Genomic DNA, 16,008 nt, shown 5'->3' with positions numbered 1-16,008 from the left:
ATCCATGCCATTGTCGGGGAGCGGTTGCCCTGGATTGCTTCGCTTCGCTCGCAATGACGGTCTGCAGATCGCAGAATGAACGTGGCCTAAAGCACCATGACCCGCGTCACCGCGGCAAGCTCGGTCGCCCAGGCCGCGCAGCAGCTCGCATCGGAAAGAAAATGCGCGGCGGCTTTCAACTCATAGCCCTGATGCGAGAGCGACCAGCCGTCCTCCGTCGGCCGCGGATAAAGCCGATAGGGCGGCGTCGAAAGACCTTCGCCCGTCGCTTTCAGAAAGGCCTCCTTGAGACACCAGAGTTGCAGCGCGGCGCGGCTCTGCCCCGAGGCGGAGAGCTTCTGAAGCGTCGCGATCTCGTCCTTATGCAGATAGGCGCGGCTGACCGCCTTCCAGTCGAAGGAATCGGCTCCCTCCTGCACGTCGACGCCGATCCGGCCCGCGCGGGAAATCCCCACCGCGATCCAGCGCCTGCCGTGGCTGAGATTGAAGTCCCAGCCTTCGACATCGGCGAGAAAGGGCCGGCCCTTGGCGTCGCGCGTGAAGACCAGACTTTCCGGCGCACGCGACAGAAAGGTGCCGAGGCAATGGCGCAGCAGCCCATGCGCGGCGCGGCGGGCCCGGCGGTCGTCTTCCTTTTTGTAGCGGTGGATGCGCTCGGCTTCGTTGCGTGGCAAAGCCAAACGTTCCGCCGGCAGAGCGCTTAAAACATCAGCGGCCTTCACCACGAGAATCAGGCTCTCGTTTATGTTCAAACTCTGCGGCAAGCTTGCGATGGCGCCAAGCTCAGGCGGCATTTGCAGGCCCCGGCTGATAGTCAGGCAGCCTTAGAGAGTTCTGGCGCAACCGTAAAGGCGGCTTCCGTCTTGGCGGTGATTTCTTCGAGCGTCACGCCGTCGGCCAGCTCGATCAAAACCATGCCGCCGCCATGCCGGTCGACCGAGAAGACGCCGAGATCGGTGATCACGAGATCGACGACGCCCGCGCCGGTCAAAGGCAGGGTGCATCGCTTGAGGAGCTTCGGGCCATCCTTGGCGCAATGTTCCATGACGACGACCACATATTTGACGCCGGCGACGAGGTCCATCGCGCCGCCCATGCCTTTCACCATCTTGCCCGGAATCATCCAATTGGCGAGATCGCCGTTTTCCGCGACCTGCATGGCGCCCAGGATCGAAATGTCGATATGGCCGCCGCGTACCATGCCGAAACTATCGGATGAGGTGAAATAGCTCGTCGTCGGCAATTCGGTGACGGTCTGCTTGCCGGCATTGATGAGGTCGGGGTCTTCCTCGCCCTCGAAGGGGAATGGCCCCGTGCCGAGCATGCCGTTTTCGCTCTGCAATTGGACATTCACGCCCGGCGGAATGTAGTTCGAGACGAGCGTCGGTATCCCGATGCCGAGATTGACATAATAGCCGTCGCGCAATTCCTGCGCGGCGCGGGCGGCCATTTGTTCTCTGGTCCAGGCCAAGCTGTTTCCCCGTCACTAAAATGTTGATTTTAACGTCCGGAAATTCTGCACCTTTTCGCGGGCTTGCTCAAGCCGCGGCGCGCGGGCGGGTGGTTCTTTTCTCGATGAGCTTTTGCGCATTCGGCACATGCACGATGCGCTGCACGAAAATCCCCGGCGTATGGATGCAATCGGGGTCGATTTCGCCGGGCTCGACGAGATGCTCGACCTCGGCGATCGTCACGGTCGCGGCCGTCGCCATCATCGGATTGAAATTGCGCGCGGTCTTGCGATAGACGAGATTGCCTTCGGTATCGCCTTTCCAGGCATGGACGATCGCGACATCGCCGAAAAGCGAGCGTTCCATCAGATAATCGGCACCGTCGAAATTGCGGACTTCCTTGCCTTCGGCGATCAAAGTGCCGACGCCGGTCTTGGTGAAGAAGGCGGGGATGCCGGCGCCGCCGGCGCGGATGCGCTCGGCGAGCGTGCCTTGCGGGTTGAATTCGACCTCGAGTTCGCCCGCGAGATAGAGCTTCTCGAAAAGCTTGTTCTCGCCGACATAGGACGAGATCATTTTTTTGATCTGGCGGGATTCGAGCAGGATGCCGAGACCCGCGCCATCGACCCCGGCATTGTTCGAAACGACGGTGAGGCCCTTCACGCCGAGATCGCGGATCGCCTCGATCAGGCTCGTCGCAATTCCACAGAGGCCGAAGCCGCCCGACATCACGAGCATATCGTCACTGAGCACATCTGCGAGCGCCGTCTTGGCGTCGGGATAGAGTTTTTTCATCTGCGTGGGCCTTAAGCGCGCGGTTTCCGCAAGATCTAGGACGCCGCCGATGGCAAGGCAAGATGCGCCTTCGGCCGGGGCCTTGAGGCTTTGGACCCAATTATCTGATCCCTCACCCTGAGGAGCACGCCAGTAGGCGTGCGTCTCGAAGGGCGAGGGATCGGCGTCGCAGCTTCGACTCCAAACCCTCGTCCTTCGAGACGCGAGCGCAGCCCGTTGCTTCGCAACGTGCTATGGCTCGCTCCTCAGGATGAGGGTTTGGTTGAGGCCGGGCCTTTCGTCCTCCTCCAGCCGGCCATCACCGCGAAACGCCAGGCTTTGAAGAGGCAATCGGCCTCTGCGAACCCCGCTTCGCGCAGCCAGGCGATCTGGTCTTCAATGGGCGCGCAGCGGTCGGTCGCCATGCGCAGCGCCGCGGCTTCGAGATCGGCCGGCGTCGCGCCAAGCGACTGTGCCTGATCCCGCCACATCTTTTCATAAAGCGCGTGAATGGCGGGCGTCGGCCCCTGGACCTGTTCGGCATTGATGAAGAGCCCACCCTGTTTCAGGGCGTCGAAAATGCGCCGGTAGAGCAGTTTCTTTTCGTCGTCATAGAGATGATGGATCGCGACCGCCGAGACGATAACATCCCAGGGACCGGCAAGATCGGCTGTGCTGAATTCCGCGCATTGAAAGCTCAAACGCGGATTGCCGGCGAAACGATCCCGCGCCTGTTTCAGCATCTCGTTCGAACCGTCGAGAAGATGGATATGCGCCTGCGGCCAGCGCCGCAGGACATGCTCCGACAGCAGGCCCGTGCCCGCGCCGAGATCGAGGATGCGGGCGTCTGGCGCAAGGCCGTGCTCTTCGATGAGCGTGATCACCGTGCCGTAGAAAAGATCGTAGCAAGGGATGAGCTTGCGCCGCAGCGCATCGTAATCCGCTGCATCCTTGTCGAAAGCTTTGATCGTCGCGGCATGAGACATGAGGGAGCCTTGAAGTGATGGAACATCGCTTCGCAAGGAAGCGCGGCTCTTATGGCATGATTGCGCAGATCACCGAAGAGCGGCCTGCGGACTGTTCGTATCTGTTTTCCTAGACGCATTGACTGTTTTATGTTCATGATATGTTCTTAACGCAGGCAAGGCTCGTTTTTACGATGCGACCCCATCTGGTCTTGAATTCCAGAGGGTCGCTTGCAGGACATTACAGATTTTCGAGAGAAATTTGAGCGACGCGTCAGATCGCGGCCGCTGCGCTCTGTGCCTGAGATGACAGATCACGGCGTCGTTCTCGGTGTTGATACGGTATTGTTCGCGGTGGATGCGCACGTTACGAGGCACCAGCCAGATCATGCAGATCTCCGCCTCTTGGCGTTGCTCGGCGTCGCCTGCAAACGCCGCGTCGCATCCGATGTGATCAAGCATGTCAGAAAGGCATCGATGCAATGGGCATCGGGGAACAAATCTCTGGCGCGTATCCACTTGGCCTTCGCAAGTCTGCCGCGATTGGAGGGCCGCGAAGACGCGTTCCAGCTCTTTTGGGCCGATGAGCTCATGGAGGCAGGCGTCGCGCCAAGCGCGCTTTTGAAGGCTATCGATCTTAATGCAGGCATGCTCGACCTGCGCAAATTCAATCCCAACCAGCCGCGTGTTCCCGCCGGGAATGGGCGCGAGAGCGGCCGTTGGGGATTGGGCGGAAGTTCGGTCAGCTTCGCTACTGGACCGACCGATGATCCAGATGGCTCTACGCTGGTTTCAGGCAGAAGCGCTGCGCGCACCTCCATTCCCAACGAGAGTCTTATCCAACCCATTTTCTACGACAGCAAGGCCCATGAACGCCCAAAGACCGAGGATTTAGAATACGAGGAGAGACGGCACTTCGGAACTGAAACGCCCGAAGAGGATGTTGAGCACGGCAATCCGATTCCGATCGCGCCGCAATTGGTTATTCCTTTCGCCGTCGCGCCGCCACGAGCCAAAGAGGGTTCCGGCCAGCGACCGCCGGGCAATCCGCCGCCGCCAAATGATGATGATAAAGAACCGAAGCTCTGCCCGGATCCAGGTCCCGATCACGGCGGTGGCCGCAAGGAATTCGATCTTCGTTATCAGCAATATGTCGGCTCGGTCGTTAATCCGCAGATTGTTCCGCCATTGTCGCCTTATCTTGGCTACAGCCTGCCAAATCCAGATGGTGGCAAACCGGTCGTTTTCGATCATTGCCAATATTCAGACGGGGCTATGATCGATGCCAAAGGACATTATGAAGATTTTACAGACGACGATTTTATGAAAAGGATCATCACAAAGGAATGGCTTGATCAAGCTGCCCGTCAGGTCGCCGCGGCACGCGCTGCGGGCAATCGGCGGGTCGAATGGTGGTTCTACGAGCAGTCTGCTGCTGACTTAGCCGCGAAGGAATTCAGTAAGGATCCGAACCTCAAAGATATCATCATTCGCCAGTTGGATTATCCAGGCGATGCGCGATGGCCTTATCCAGCAAGCGCGAGATGGGCGAAGGGGAGGCAAAAACAATGACCCTCTCTCAATATACGATTTATAGTCATTGGGGTGCGCGCGCGGAAACGCCTGAAGTCCTAGCCGCACGCTTTATTCGGCTCATTGAGCGATTGGCGGCGCTCCATCCTGCCTTTAGCAATTGGACTTGGGTCGGCAGAGAGCGTGTGCCAAGAGCTTTCGAGTCGCAGCGCGATAGCCTGCCGAGCGCTATTGCCGCGAATGTCTCCCGAAGCGACTGGGACACGCCAGAGCCCCACATGGGGTATTATGCGGGGGTGACCAACACGATCAGAAAGACGACGCCTCGCTCGCTATCTGTTGCAACGAGAGGAGGTGCTCAATACCAAAGTTGTGCTGCCAATCACGCCTATATTACGACTGGCTGGCGCGTCGAGCCGGATCCATCGATCGTGACTTACGCAGTCTTCAAACCGGCATTGCTTGCGGTGTCTGAAATTTACGACGTCGATTGGTGTTCCGCCTATCCAGATGACATCATGGAACTCTGGCCGCGCGATCAAACCTACCGCATGCCATGGATGTGCTACATCAAGCCCGCCTGGGCGCCGCTGATCACACCGCCGAAGACAGCGATCGTCGAGCATAGGCCAAACGGCGCGCTTTTCATGTCGGCAACCGACGAGACATTCGTTACCGCCAATCCTGCACATCTTGCCGTCGCGCGTGACATAGAAGCCGCGCTTGCGCCGCTCAATGCGTTGCCGGAAAATGATGGCAAGTCAGCATGAAATTATATTGCCAAAGAAAAAGCACCGTCTCGGCTGAGACGGTGCTCTTGATGATAAGGCCGATGAGTCCGACTTTTACCCCGCGAGCTGATCCCTTATCGGCAGGTTGCGGATGCGTTTGCCGGTCGCGGCGAAGATCGCATTCGTCAGCGCCGGCGCGACCGGCGGGACCGCCGGCTCGCCGACGCCGCCCAAGGGCTTCGAATAGTCCTTCGACCCAAGCTCCATGATATGAACATGGATCTCGCGCGGCGCCGCGTCGATGCGGGTCACCTCATAGCCGTCGAAGTTGGTTTGCACCGTGCGGCCGTTCTTGAAGCTAATCTCGCCGAGCGTCGCAAGGCTGATGCCCTGGATCACGGCGCCTTCGAGCTGCGAGCGGATACGCTCCGGATTGACCACCGGCCCGCAGTCGATGCCGATATCGACACGCGGAATCGAGATCTGCCCTTCCTTCGAGACGGCGACATCGACCACCGCCGCCGTGTAGCTCGCGAAGCCGCGCAGGCCCGCGATGCCGAGCCCGCGGCCTTCGATCGGCTTGCGGCCCCATCCGGCTTCCTTGGCGACGCGCTCGACTACGCGGCGCAGGCGGCCGGTGTCGTAAGGATAGCGCTTCGGATCTTCGCCATGGTTCCAATCGTCGGCCTGATCGTGCGGGTTGACGATGCGGTCCGGCCCGATCAGTTCGACCAGAAACTCCTTCGGATCGCGTCCTGCCGCCGCCGCGAGTTCGGCGATGAAGGACTGGATCGCGAAGCTATGCGGGATGTTCGACACCGAACGGAACCAGCCGATGCGCGTATGCGCCTCGACGCCGGGATTTTCGACCCTAAGGTTTGGAATATCCCAAGGCACGTTGACGGCGCCCATGCCGAGTTCGAAAGCCGCTTCATGCGTCTGATCGGGCTTGAAGATCGAGATGATCGTCGGCGCCACGGTGCGATGCAGATAGGCGATGGGCTTGCCCGAGGCATCGAGACCCGCTTCCAGATGTTCCACCGAGACCGTGTGGAAATAGGAATGCGAGAGGTCGTCCTCGCGCGTCCAGGTCACTTTGACCGGCTTGCCGTCGACGGCCTTGGAGAGGAGCGCCGCTTCGACCACGTAGTCCGGCTTCGATTTGCGCCCGAAGGCGCCGCCGAGCAAAGTCACGTTGACCTTCACGTCATCGTTTGAAAGCCCGAGCCTTTTGGCGACACGCTCGCGTGCGGCTTGCGGCGACTGCACGCAGGCCCAGGCCTCGCATTTGCCGTCGACGATGCGTGCGACCGCGGCTGGCGGCTCCATCGGCGCTTGCGCCAGATGCGGAATATAATATTCCGCCGTGATCTTCTTCGCAGCCTTGGGCAGAGCGGCATCGACGTCGCCTTGATTGCGCACGACGAGGCCGGGCTTGCGGGCCAAGCCCTCAAGCTCGGTCTTATAGGTGGCCGAGTCGTAGCTCGCGTTGGGGCCATCGTCCCATATGACCTTCAGCTTCTCGCGGCCCTGAATCGCGGCCCAGGTGTTGGTCGCGACGACGCCGACGCCGGCGAGCGGCATGAACTCCGATGGAATGGGCGTCGGGTCGATGACGACCACTTTGATGACGCCGGGCACTTTCAACGTCTCGGCAGCATCATAGGATTTGATCGTGCCGCCATAGACCGGCGCGCGCAAAACGACGCCATAGAGCAAGCTGTCGAGCTTGGTGTCTATGCCATAGCCGGCCCGGCCCGTGACGATGTTGAACCCGTCGACGATCTTCAAATCGTCGCGCCCGATATAGCGGAACTTCGCCGGATCTTTGAACTTCAACTGGTCGCGTGGCGGCACCGGCAACTCGCTCGCTGCGGCGGCCAAAGTGCCATAGCCCAATTTGCGATTGCTCGGCCGGTGCAGAACCTCGTGATTGACGGCCTCGACTTCCGAAACGGGTACCTTCCATTGGTTCGCCGCGGCTTGCTCGAGCATCTGCCGCATGGCGGCGCCCATCCGGCGCAGCGCCCAGAAATGGTGCCGCGTGGTGCGCGACCCATCCGTATCCTGATTGCCCCATTTGGGCTCGTCGCCGTCCGCCTGCTGAACCTTGAGGCGGGACAGATCGGCTTCGAGCTCATCGGCGACGATCATCGGCAGGCCGGTGCGCACGCCCTGGCCCATTTCCGAGCGGATGCAGATGAAGGTCAAAGTGCCGTCGGGTGCCAGCGAGAGGAAAATGCGCGGGTCGTCGCGCAGACCGTTGGGCATGCCTTCGCCGGCATATTTCTTGTCGGCGCCGCCAAGCGATTCGTCGGCCTGCACTGGAAGCTGCAGGGCAAGCACGAAGGCAGCCGTGCTGAGACCGAGCAGGGCCGAGCGGCGGCTCATATTTGCAATGTCGAGGGGGAGGCTTTGATCGTGGATCATTGCGAAGCTCCGAGGCTTGCTGCTTCCTTGATGGCGGATCTGATTCGCGTGTAGGTCCCGCAGCGGCAGATATTGCCGCTCATGGCTTCATCGATTTGCGCCTCGCTCGGATGCGGCGTCTCGCGCAGCAGCGCTGCCGCCTGCATGATCTGGCCGGGCTGGCAATAGCCGCATTGCGGCACATTGGCGTGCTGCCAAGCGACCTGCAGCGGATGCGTGCCTTCGCTCGAGAGGCCTTCGATCGTCGTGATCTTGTGGCCGGCGACATCCTTCAGCGATGTCTGGCAGGCGCGCACAGCGGCGCCGTCGAGATGCACCGTGCAAGCGCCGCAGAGACCTGCGCCGCAGCCGAATTTCGTACCCGTCAGGCCTTCGATATCACGCAGATACCAAAGCAGGGGCATGTCCTGGTCGCCGTCGAATTGAAGGGCGTGTCCATTGACCGTCAAACTGATCATTGATCGACTCCAAGGGGGATGGCGAGGCGCTTGCGAAGCGCACCGCTAATCGATGTCGAGCAAGCCTGTTTCGCGCCGAATTGGTCCAGTGGCATTGAGGGGCCGGTCGCTCACGGTCTCCTCAAACCGGAAGCAGATCCGATATGCCACGGTTGCTGGCAGCACTTCGTCTTGGCGCGAGGCAGCATGCCTTGACGACAGACTAGAGCCAAGCCCGCCTCAGCGGCCATAGGCTTTTCGGGAGTGGCTGGCAGGGGATGCGCTTTGTCGATTCAAATTGCTATATCGTGTTTTATCTCGTTGATTCAACGCTAAAACTTATATCATGTTCAAATTCATCTATTTGCAAATGCGGGCGTCTTTGAGCGTGGCAAAAAGCCAGGTACTTATCGGAATAGCAAGCGACGCGCCTTCACGGAAAAGTGAGCATTCCGCCTTTCGCGCTTCGACACCGCAAAAACATCGACCGCCTTTTGAACCTCGCCTGCGCTATTGGCAACGAAGAGGGGCAGGCCGGATCGCCGGCCCTCAACCCTCGGAGAAGATCAATGATTCGCAAGACCGCCCTTACGCTCAGCACCTTCATCGCGTTCTGGCGGTTTCAATAAGGGACGGCTGATCTCTGCTCAACTATGGTCGATTGAGAAAACCTCGCTCTTCACCGGGCGGGGTTTTTCGTTTCGCGCCCGCTGCAACTTTGGCGGCGATGCCGCGTTTGGCAGTGCCAGCTTTGCTGTAAGACGGACAACCCGCACAGGTCCCCATGCAACATGTCAAATACCGTCTGATCGATCCGCGCCTGCGGCCGCGTCAGACCCGCGTTGAAGTCCCAGGATGGGCGGGTGCAAAAGAGCCGCGCGCGGACGGGTCTCAAGAATATGCCTGGCATTGCCTTCCGTTCACGGAAGGCGCGCAATATGGCGTCGAGATTTTCTACCCCTATGACAATGAGCTTCGTGTCACGACGCGGGGCGGCCAGCCGGTCTTCGAGGGCGATCTTGGTCCCGACCCCGACACTGGCATTATGTGGCCGCCGTTTCGCTCATTCGGGAGCGCCTTTTACACTTATCAATTGCTTCTCGATCTTAAGGTCGAAGCCGGATTCGCGGTGAGGACGGAACCGCATCCGCGCTTTTATACGGATCCGACCGACACGGTGCCGATCGCGGTTCCGGCGTTGATCCGCAATTGGTGGCCGATGATTTTCTTCATGGTCTTCAAATCGCCGGCCGAGGGCCGCACGCATATTTTCCGGCCGGGCGAGCCGATGGCGCAGCTCCTCATCATTCCGGAAGAACCGGATTTCGACTTGGTCGAGATGGGAGAAGAGGAAGCTGCCGAACGTGAATTGCAGGCGCGGCGAATCTACGAAAGCCGCAAGACCCTCGGCGCGCAAACGCAATGGACGTCAGCGACCAATACGGTCTTTGACGGAACCTACCGTCACATTCTCGGAGCTGCGAAAGCCAAAAACAAGCGCGACCCCGGTGCTTAAAAAAAGGCGCGCCATGAAAGACGCGCCTCGAATCATCAATAGTGATGGTGGTGGTGATGGTGCCAAAAGTGGTGATGGTGATGATGATGCCACCGGCGCCAATGATGGTGATGATGGTGGTGGTGATGATATTGGGCGAGCTCGACGTTCGCCGGGTCGTCGCTGTCGCCAGCGGCTTCCTTTTGGGCCTTTATAGCTGCGTCCGATGCCTGAAGCAGCGCGACCGCATTGGGAATGGGCTGAAGCAGATCCGCATAGCTCCGCACTTCCATAACATCCGCGGCCGCGGGTGCTTGAGCCGGCGCGGCGGTGGCGGTGCCCGCGCCGCCCAGAGCCGCCAGGGCGCCGACGATGCCCACAATTTTTTTGTCCATGAACACTCCCATTTCAAACAAGCAGAGGACGTTTGCCTTCGCGCGGTAAGCCTTGACCGTGACGCAGCTCAAAGGCTTAGGCAGACGTTACCGCAACGTCTCGCCGTTCGAGGGGTTCCAAGCTTGAGTGCATGGGAGAGGGATTTGGGGCGCGGCCCTTGGATTAGATAGGCCGGTCGCCACGTGCGTAAAAATCAATGTAGATTTTGTGATCGCTAAAGTCGGAACTGTCGATCGCGTTTCGCAGATAAATCGTGTCGATCCCGAGCTTAATGTAGGACGGGTCATATTCCTTATACACGATCACATCGATCGGTATCATGTGGTAGCGGCTGTCGATACGGGCGGCGACGACGAGCTGACGATTATTGCCCGGCAAGATGCATTCGATATCGAATGCCTTGGTGATGTCCATGTCTTGATATTCGGCCGGCAACAAGTGAATGGCGACGTTGTTCTGGTCCAGGATCGCAAGCGCATGTGTTTGGCCGTCGATTACCAGAACCGTGCTGGCGATGGGCGTTGGTAACGGCGAATATTTCGCGAAGCCCGTCATGGGCGTGGCCGTGATGCCGATGAGCAGCGAGAGCCCTGCCATCAGGTTCGATCTCATCCTCGCCGCTCCTTGTTGTTGGTTCACACGCTGCTTCGCGATGCCGCCAGAAGGTGTGCCGCTGATTCTGGCCCGGCCAACGATAAAACGATGCGATCGAAACCGCCATATGATGCCGGGCAAGTCTTGGCGCTATCTAGGGCGCGACTGTAGTCCGACACCTGCATAATACGTATGAAATAAAAATACCGGGCGCGACGTAAAGAAATACCGCATGATTTCCGGCAGATACGCGTAAAACTCCAGAAATCCCGCCATGAAAAAGGCAAAATTTTTGCTTTTTTTTCATATGATGTTCAAAATTGACCAGGGATTTTTACTTAGCGGAGCTATTTTTATTAAGCTGGCTCTTCAGCATTTGAACGCCTAACCTTTAGCTTCGGCCCCGGCCGAACGTAGGTTTTTTTTGTGCCTTTTTCAGCTTGATGGAAAGCAAATGTTCTGCTTATGTTCTTATCACGCGGGGCGCGGTGAAGACAAAGCTATGATTGGCTGGCCAAAAACGCCGGCGGTGGAATTTTTCGTCCGCCCTCACTACGGCCTGCGCGCCAGAGTAAAGGCAAAAACGCGGGCTCAGCTTGGGAAAAGACAGTCGATCTGAGGGGGGACGGCAATGGCTTCGCGGTTTTATGTGATTCCGGTCGCGGCGGACGGCTTTCTGCCGGAAGAGCCGCAGATCCTCGACAGCAAGTCCGAGGCGCTCGAGGCGGCGATGCGCATCGTCGATCGCCATGCGGGCCTGGTCATCGCCGAAGAACCTGGACCGTATCAGGAGCTGGAGCTGATCCGCATTGTAGGTCATGTTGACGTAGATGTGCTGAACGGCCTCGTCGACTGAGTTTTGGAGTCACCTAAGCCCCGCCGTAAGCCGCTTTCAATGCGCCTGGATTGACTTAACATATGCCGCTATCCATAGCTTGGCAGCTTTGTCGGAGGAGTGTGGCATGCGCATAGGTTTTGTCGGGGCTTTGGGTTTTGCCTTTGTTTTTCTGGGCTGTATGCAAGACCGATTGCCATCGGCTTTGCAGGTGCTCGGAAGCCGCGCGGCGGCGGCGGAACAGCAAACAGCGCCAGCTTCGCCCGACTGCCAGAATTACGCGCCTCTCCCAGGGCAAGGACGGGAATACGACGTCTTCAAGAATTTGGCCGCTGCTACGCGCGGTTGCGCGTCACCATCGCCGGTCGTCTACGAAAAAAATGATGGCGGCGGCCACTCCGTGCCGTCTCAACAAGAAGAGCTCGACCGTGCCGCCTGCCGAAGCGAAGGCGAGCGCGCCGCGACCACGGCCAACGGCCTTCGGCCGGGGGAATATGACATTTTTAAAAGCAACGGCGCACTGCATGGCGGAGACGTCGAAAAGATCGAGCAAAGCTGCATGATGCAAAAGGGCTACAAGAGCGTAGCGAAGTAGACCGGCCGCAGCGCTTTTTTAAAGCGCGCGCCGATCGTCGCTGCGGCCGGCTTCGGCGTCAGGCGGCGAGCCGCGCGGGCGGCGCCATGAATTCCGGGCCGACTGGCGAGCGGACATTTTCCAAAACAATGCGCTCGATCTCGGCCAGGGCGGAGGCATCGAGCTTCCAGCCCATGACGTCGGCGACAGGATCGAGCTGACCCGAATCCGTGCACCCCAAAGCACGATACTGAGCGGCTGTTCGTCGAAGATACAGCGTACCGCCAGATGCAGCACGCGTTTGCCGTAATTCTCTTGCGCGAAGGCATCGAGCTTTTCAACCGCGGCAACATGTTGCGGAGATGAACGGCCCAGCGGCGCATTTAAAGTCCATAAATTTGCTTAAAAAGCGCCGCCACGAGCCCAGCCTATTCCATGGCACGACGGGCGCCGCTGTCAGCGCCCGTCGATATCTGGATCATCCTTGCGCTTTTCGTACCGCCGATCCGGTTTCCTTGATGAAGAAGGCAGCAAGGATGGCGATCACGATCGCCACGATGCCGGTCGCGCCGCCCTTGGTGAAGGTGTCGAGCGTCAGCGCGCCGCCGCCGGCGAGCTTTTGCAGCAGCCAGCCATAGGCCGGCGCGGCAAAGGCGCTCATCACGAAGACGAGGAAGTTGATTGCGCCGGTCGCGCTGCCCTTCACTTCATCCGGATTGACTTCCTTGATGATCGAATAAGGGATCATCGCCGCGCCGGAGCCGATACCGAGCAGAAGCCCAAGCAGATAGTGAGGCGCGCTATTTGGCGGCAGATAAAGAATCGCCAGCGTCGCGGCGAGCATCAATGCCATCCCAGCAAAGAGAACGGGCTTCCGGCGGCCGATGCGATCGGCGATATAGCCGAGCAATGGGCAGCCGATGACCCAGCCGAGCGGCACCATCGAGGCGCGATTGACCGCTTCGGCATAATCGATGTGCCAGCCCTGCCGCAAGAACGAAACGCCCCAGATCATGTCACCGACGGTCGTCGGCAAAAATAAAAGCCCGGCGCATAGACCACACAAATAAGATTGCGGATTGGTCAGCACCGTCTTGTAAGGCGCGAACATGTGCCAAATGCTGGTCTTCGAATGTTCGGATGCATCTTGCCGCGGTGTCATGACGAACAAAGCAATGCCCGTCGCCAGAGTCACGATGCCGGCATAGATCCAGAATTGCTGCCAGTTGATCGGTCCATGCACCAAGGGGCCGACAACGAATTGTCCGGCGGACCCGCCGAGCATGCCGATACATTGCGTGAAGCCGATTGCCGTCGCGAGATAGCGTGCCGGCAAGCCATGCGCTGCGAGATAGACGGCTCCGACAAACGCAAAGGCAGCGCCCGCGCCCTGAAGCAGACGGCCGAAGCTCGCCACCCAGCTAATGCCGAGACCGAACATGATGATGCCGGCGGCGAGAAAAAACACGCCGATTGGAATCGTGTATTTCGCCCCCCATCGATCGAGTGATGCTCCGGCGACGATCGCGAAGGTCGAATAGGTGTAATAGTAAAGTCCAAGCAGCGAGCTGACGCCGAGCGTGGTCAAGCCGAAGGCCGCCGTCAGTTCCGGAACCATTACGCTCGGTGCCGAACGCACAGCATATTGCATGAAATAAAATAAAAGGCTGAGAATCCAGGCGACGATAAATGCCGCGTGGAAGCCGCTTATGGTTGATGTCTTTCCCGCAGGAATTGGAATGGCCTGGCTGGTCATGGATTCCCTCCCTCGCCAGGCATTCATGCGCCAAGCTCGCATCAAAAATAACGAGAAGGAGTCCGTCTACATTGATGCGCGTCAAGCGATGTTTCGTTTTCGTGTGACAGTTTTAAGAAGCGCGGTTCATTGATCATCGGTGATGACTCTGTTCGCACAGCTTGAGCGCGACGAAGCTGTTCACGGTTTCGTGTTCGATCTGATCGATCAGTCAAATGCGCGAGACGTCATCGTCTTTGATACGAATCAAAGCGAGTCTCATGGCTCCTGTCTAGAATGAGTTCGATTCGAAGATGCGGGCGGAAATGTTTGAGAAGCGGCGTGTAACGATGAGCCGCTCCTTTCGTTCGTGAACCCGCAAGGCAACTTCACCAGAGCTGACAGGAGCTGATGCGATGAACGTTCCTCCCAGGGATATGAGTCCGGTGGTCGATATGACCCGCCGGCAAGCCGTAGGGCCGACGCGCACCAGTCATCCCGCCTATGTCGATCTTCTGCCGCCCTGTAATCATGCTTGTCCCGCGGGCGAAGATATCCAAGGCTGGCTAAGCCTCGCGCAGGCGGGCAAGTTCAGGCAGGCGTGGGAACATTTGATGCAGGAAAACCCCATGCCCGCGGTGCATGGGAGGGTTTGCTATCATCCCTGCGAAGGCGACTGCAATCGCAACGAACTCGACAGTCACGTCAGCATTCACGCGGTCGAGCGCTTCCTGGGCGATAAGGCAACCGCGGAGGGCTGGACGCTTCCCCCTGCCGCCGCCGCGAGCGGCAAGCGCGTTCTCGTCGTCGGTGCTGGTCCGAGCGGTCTTTCGGCAGCCTATCATCTCGTGCGCCTCGGACATGAGGTCGAGATTCATGAGGCTGGTCCGCTGCCGGGCGGAATGATGCATTTCGGTATCCCGGCCTATAGGCTTCCGCGCGATATCTTGATGCAGGAGGTCGCCAGAATCGAAGAGACGGGTGTTCGCATCTTTCTCAATCACAAGGTCGAGGATGTTCTCGCCGAGAAAACCGCAGGCAACTTCGATGCGGTCTTCGTCGCCATCGGCGCGCAGGCGGCCAAGCATATAGATATTCCGGCGCGCGACGCCGCTCGCGTCGTCTCGGCCATTGGTTTGCTGCATGAGGTCAGCGAAGGCGCCGCACCGAAGCTCGGCCGCCGCGTCGTCGTCTACGGCGCGGGCAATACGGCGATGGACGCGGCACGAACGGCAAAGCGTCTCGGAGCCGAGGAAGCGCTGATCGTCTTTTTCTCGGATCGCGCTCATATGGAAGCCGATACGATCGAGGCCGAAGAGGCTTTGAGCGAAGGCGTAAAAATCAAATGGCTGAGCAGCATCCGCGACATTGGCGCGGGCGACCTGCAGGTCGAAGTAATGCAGCTCGACGATAAGGGTGTGCCGCAACCGACCGGCCGGTTCGAGACGCTGCAGGCGGATTCGGTCGTGCTCGCTCTTGGCCAGCAGGCGGAAAGCAAGTTCCTCGGCAAGGTTCCGGGCGTGGCCCTGAAAGCCGACGGCACTGTGATGGTCGGGCCCGATATGATGACGGGTGCCGAAGGTATCTTCGCCGGCGGCGATCTCATCCCAGGCGCGCGCACGGTCACGACCGCGGTGGGACATGGCAAGAAGGCCGCGCGGCACATCGATGGTTGGCTCAGACGCCGGCCTTATGTCGCGCCGGCCCAAGCCCCGATCATCGACTTCGCCGGGCTGCATCTTCCGATCTACAGCGACGCGATGCCGTCGCAGCAACGAGAAGTGCCGCCGGATCTGCGCGAAGGATTCGCAGAAGTCATGGCCGGGCTTTCGGAAGCACAAGCACTTCATGAGGCGCGTCGCTGCCTGTCCTGCGGCAATTGCTACGAATGCGACAATTGTTTTGCCGCGTGCCCGGAGCAGGCGATCGCCAAGCTCGGCATAGGACGCGGCTATCGGGTCGATCTCATGCTTTGCACCGGATGCGCCGCCTGTTTCGAACAATGCCCCTGCCACGCAATCGATATGGTTCCCGAGCGGGCCTGAGCCTAAGGACGAG

The 16,008-nt window shown here is 59.4% G+C and carries 16 protein-coding genes; 6 read left to right on the top strand and 10 right to left on the bottom strand.

Annotation, left to right across the window (positions count from 1 at the left end; genetic code table 11):
* Positions 1-86 precede the first annotated feature (86 nt).
* The 4 genes from A3OQ_RS0102565 to A3OQ_RS21175 all read right to left on the bottom strand — a co-directional run bounded on the left by A3OQ_RS0102565 (position 87) and on the right by A3OQ_RS21175 (position 3,211).
* Positions 87-794, bottom strand: coding sequence for a 4'-phosphopantetheinyl transferase family protein (locus A3OQ_RS0102565; RefSeq protein ID WP_020173787.1), 708 nt, complete (start codon positions 792-794; stop codon positions 87-89).
* A 20-nt stretch (positions 795-814) separates the two neighbouring features.
* Positions 815-1,471, bottom strand: a complete 657-nt coding sequence (locus tag A3OQ_RS0102560; protein ID WP_026595423.1) for a CoA transferase subunit B — start codon at positions 1,469-1,471, stop codon at positions 815-817.
* 67 nt (positions 1,472-1,538) lie between these two features.
* Positions 1,539-2,246, bottom strand: a complete 708-nt coding sequence (locus tag A3OQ_RS0102555; RefSeq protein WP_020173785.1) for a CoA transferase subunit A — start codon at positions 2,244-2,246, stop codon at positions 1,539-1,541.
* 245 nt (positions 2,247-2,491) lie between these two features.
* On the bottom strand, positions 2,492-3,211 hold the full coding sequence (locus A3OQ_RS21175; RefSeq protein ID WP_020173784.1) for a class I SAM-dependent methyltransferase: 720 nt from the start codon (positions 3,209-3,211) through the stop codon (positions 2,492-2,494).
* A 210-nt stretch (positions 3,212-3,421) separates the two neighbouring features.
* Here A3OQ_RS21175 and A3OQ_RS0102540 point away from each other — a divergent pair, with 210 nt between their 5' ends.
* Positions 3,422-4,762, top strand: a complete 1,341-nt coding sequence (locus A3OQ_RS0102540) for a hypothetical protein (protein WP_152428297.1) — start codon at positions 3,422-3,424, stop codon at positions 4,760-4,762.
* Positions 4,711-5,493, top strand: a complete 783-nt coding sequence (locus tag A3OQ_RS23895; RefSeq protein ID WP_083931456.1) for an Imm52 family immunity protein — start codon at positions 4,711-4,713, stop codon at positions 5,491-5,493. Before A3OQ_RS0102540 ends, A3OQ_RS23895 begins: the two co-directional genes overlap by 52 nt.
* Positions 5,494-5,568: 75 nt before the next feature.
* On the opposite strand, the gene A3OQ_RS0102530 is transcribed toward A3OQ_RS23895, so the two are convergent.
* A complete protein-coding gene (locus A3OQ_RS0102530; RefSeq protein WP_020173781.1) occupies positions 5,569-7,884 on the bottom strand; it encodes a xanthine dehydrogenase family protein molybdopterin-binding subunit in 2,316 nt (771 codons plus the stop codon).
* Positions 7,881-8,342: a (2Fe-2S)-binding protein gene (locus tag A3OQ_RS0102525; protein ID WP_020173780.1), complete on the bottom strand. Its 462-nt coding sequence runs from the start codon at positions 8,340-8,342 to the stop codon at positions 7,881-7,883. The genes A3OQ_RS0102530 and A3OQ_RS0102525 overlap by 4 nt, the downstream gene beginning before the upstream one ends.
* A gap of 763 nt (positions 8,343-9,105) precedes the next feature.
* Between A3OQ_RS0102525 and A3OQ_RS0102515 the strand changes: the two genes are divergently transcribed.
* Positions 9,106-9,837, top strand: coding sequence for a hypothetical protein (locus A3OQ_RS0102515; protein WP_020173778.1), 732 nt, complete (start codon positions 9,106-9,108; stop codon positions 9,835-9,837).
* A gap of 35 nt (positions 9,838-9,872) precedes the next feature.
* Here A3OQ_RS0102515 and A3OQ_RS23890 read toward each other — a convergent pair whose 3' ends face one another.
* Both A3OQ_RS23890 and A3OQ_RS0102505 read right to left on the bottom strand, forming a co-directional pair.
* Positions 9,873-10,211 carry a hypothetical protein gene (locus A3OQ_RS23890; RefSeq protein WP_026595422.1) on the bottom strand — a complete coding sequence of 113 codons (339 nt, stop codon included), beginning with the start codon at positions 10,209-10,211 and terminating at the stop codon, positions 9,873-9,875.
* A 163-nt stretch (positions 10,212-10,374) separates the two neighbouring features.
* Positions 10,375-10,947, bottom strand: a complete 573-nt coding sequence (locus tag A3OQ_RS0102505; protein WP_152428296.1) for a hypothetical protein — start codon at positions 10,945-10,947, stop codon at positions 10,375-10,377.
* A gap of 490 nt (positions 10,948-11,437) precedes the next feature.
* On the opposite strand from A3OQ_RS0102505, the gene A3OQ_RS0102495 reads away from it, so the two are divergent.
* Positions 11,438-11,662: a hypothetical protein gene (locus A3OQ_RS0102495; protein WP_020173774.1), complete on the top strand. Its 225-nt coding sequence runs from the start codon at positions 11,438-11,440 to the stop codon at positions 11,660-11,662.
* Between the two features lie 106 nt (positions 11,663-11,768).
* Positions 11,769-12,236 (top strand): hypothetical protein, encoded by a 468-nt coding sequence (locus A3OQ_RS0102490; protein ID WP_020173773.1) that lies wholly within the window; start codon positions 11,769-11,771, stop codon positions 12,234-12,236.
* 58 nt (positions 12,237-12,294) lie between these two features.
* Here the strand turns inward: A3OQ_RS0102490 and A3OQ_RS24595 are convergent, their stop codons facing one another.
* Together A3OQ_RS24595 and A3OQ_RS0102480 are read right to left on the bottom strand one after the other, a co-directional pair.
* Positions 12,295-12,456, bottom strand: a complete 162-nt coding sequence (locus tag A3OQ_RS24595; RefSeq protein WP_020173772.1) for a hypothetical protein — start codon at positions 12,454-12,456, stop codon at positions 12,295-12,297.
* Between the two features lie 237 nt (positions 12,457-12,693).
* Positions 12,694-13,971, bottom strand: a complete 1,278-nt coding sequence (locus tag A3OQ_RS0102480) for an MFS transporter (protein ID WP_020173771.1) — start codon at positions 13,969-13,971, stop codon at positions 12,694-12,696.
* A 395-nt stretch (positions 13,972-14,366) separates the two neighbouring features.
* Here A3OQ_RS0102480 and A3OQ_RS0102470 point away from each other — a divergent pair, with 395 nt between their 5' ends.
* Positions 14,367-15,995, top strand: coding sequence for an NAD(P)-binding protein (locus tag A3OQ_RS0102470; protein WP_026595421.1), 1,629 nt, complete (start codon positions 14,367-14,369; stop codon positions 15,993-15,995).
* The last annotated feature ends 13 nt before the right edge of the window (positions 15,996-16,008 follow it).

It is taken from the genome of Methyloferula stellata AR4 (assembly GCF_000385335.1).
Lineage (GTDB): Bacteria > Pseudomonadota > Alphaproteobacteria > Rhizobiales > Beijerinckiaceae > Methyloferula > Methyloferula stellata.
The sequence above is the reverse complement of the archived record's forward strand: the minus strand, read 5'-3'. Positions and strand labels throughout refer to the sequence as shown.

Coding starts and splice junctions, on each gene's coding strand:
- A3OQ_RS0102565 (WP_020173787.1), bottom strand. CDS start 794: ATGCCGCCTGAGCTTGGCGCCATCGCAAGCTTGCCGCAGAGTTTGAAC.
- A3OQ_RS0102555 (WP_020173785.1), bottom strand. CDS start 2,246: ATGAAAAAACTCTATCCCGACGCCAAGACGGCGCTCGCAGATGTGCTC.
- A3OQ_RS21175 (WP_020173784.1), bottom strand. CDS start 3,211: ATGTCTCATGCCGCGACGATCAAAGCTTTCGACAAGGATGCAGCGGAT.
- A3OQ_RS23895 (WP_083931456.1), top strand. CDS start 4,711: ATGGCCTTATCCAGCAAGCGCGAGATGGGCGAAGGGGAGGCAAAAACA.
- A3OQ_RS0102530 (WP_020173781.1), bottom strand. CDS start 7,884: ATGATCCACGATCAAAGCCTCCCCCTCGACATTGCAAATATGAGCCGC.
- A3OQ_RS0102525 (WP_020173780.1), bottom strand. CDS start 8,342: ATGATCAGTTTGACGGTCAATGGACACGCCCTTCAATTCGACGGCGAC.
- A3OQ_RS0102515 (WP_020173778.1), top strand. CDS start 9,106: ATGCAACATGTCAAATACCGTCTGATCGATCCGCGCCTGCGGCCGCGT.
- A3OQ_RS23890 (WP_026595422.1), bottom strand. CDS start 10,211: ATGGACAAAAAAATTGTGGGCATCGTCGGCGCCCTGGCGGCTCTGGGC.
- A3OQ_RS0102495 (WP_020173774.1), top strand. CDS start 11,438: ATGGCTTCGCGGTTTTATGTGATTCCGGTCGCGGCGGACGGCTTTCTG.
- A3OQ_RS0102490 (WP_020173773.1), top strand. CDS start 11,769: ATGCGCATAGGTTTTGTCGGGGCTTTGGGTTTTGCCTTTGTTTTTCTG.
- A3OQ_RS0102480 (WP_020173771.1), bottom strand. CDS start 13,971: ATGACCAGCCAGGCCATTCCAATTCCTGCGGGAAAGACATCAACCATA.
- A3OQ_RS0102470 (WP_026595421.1), top strand. CDS start 14,367: ATGAACGTTCCTCCCAGGGATATGAGTCCGGTGGTCGATATGACCCGC.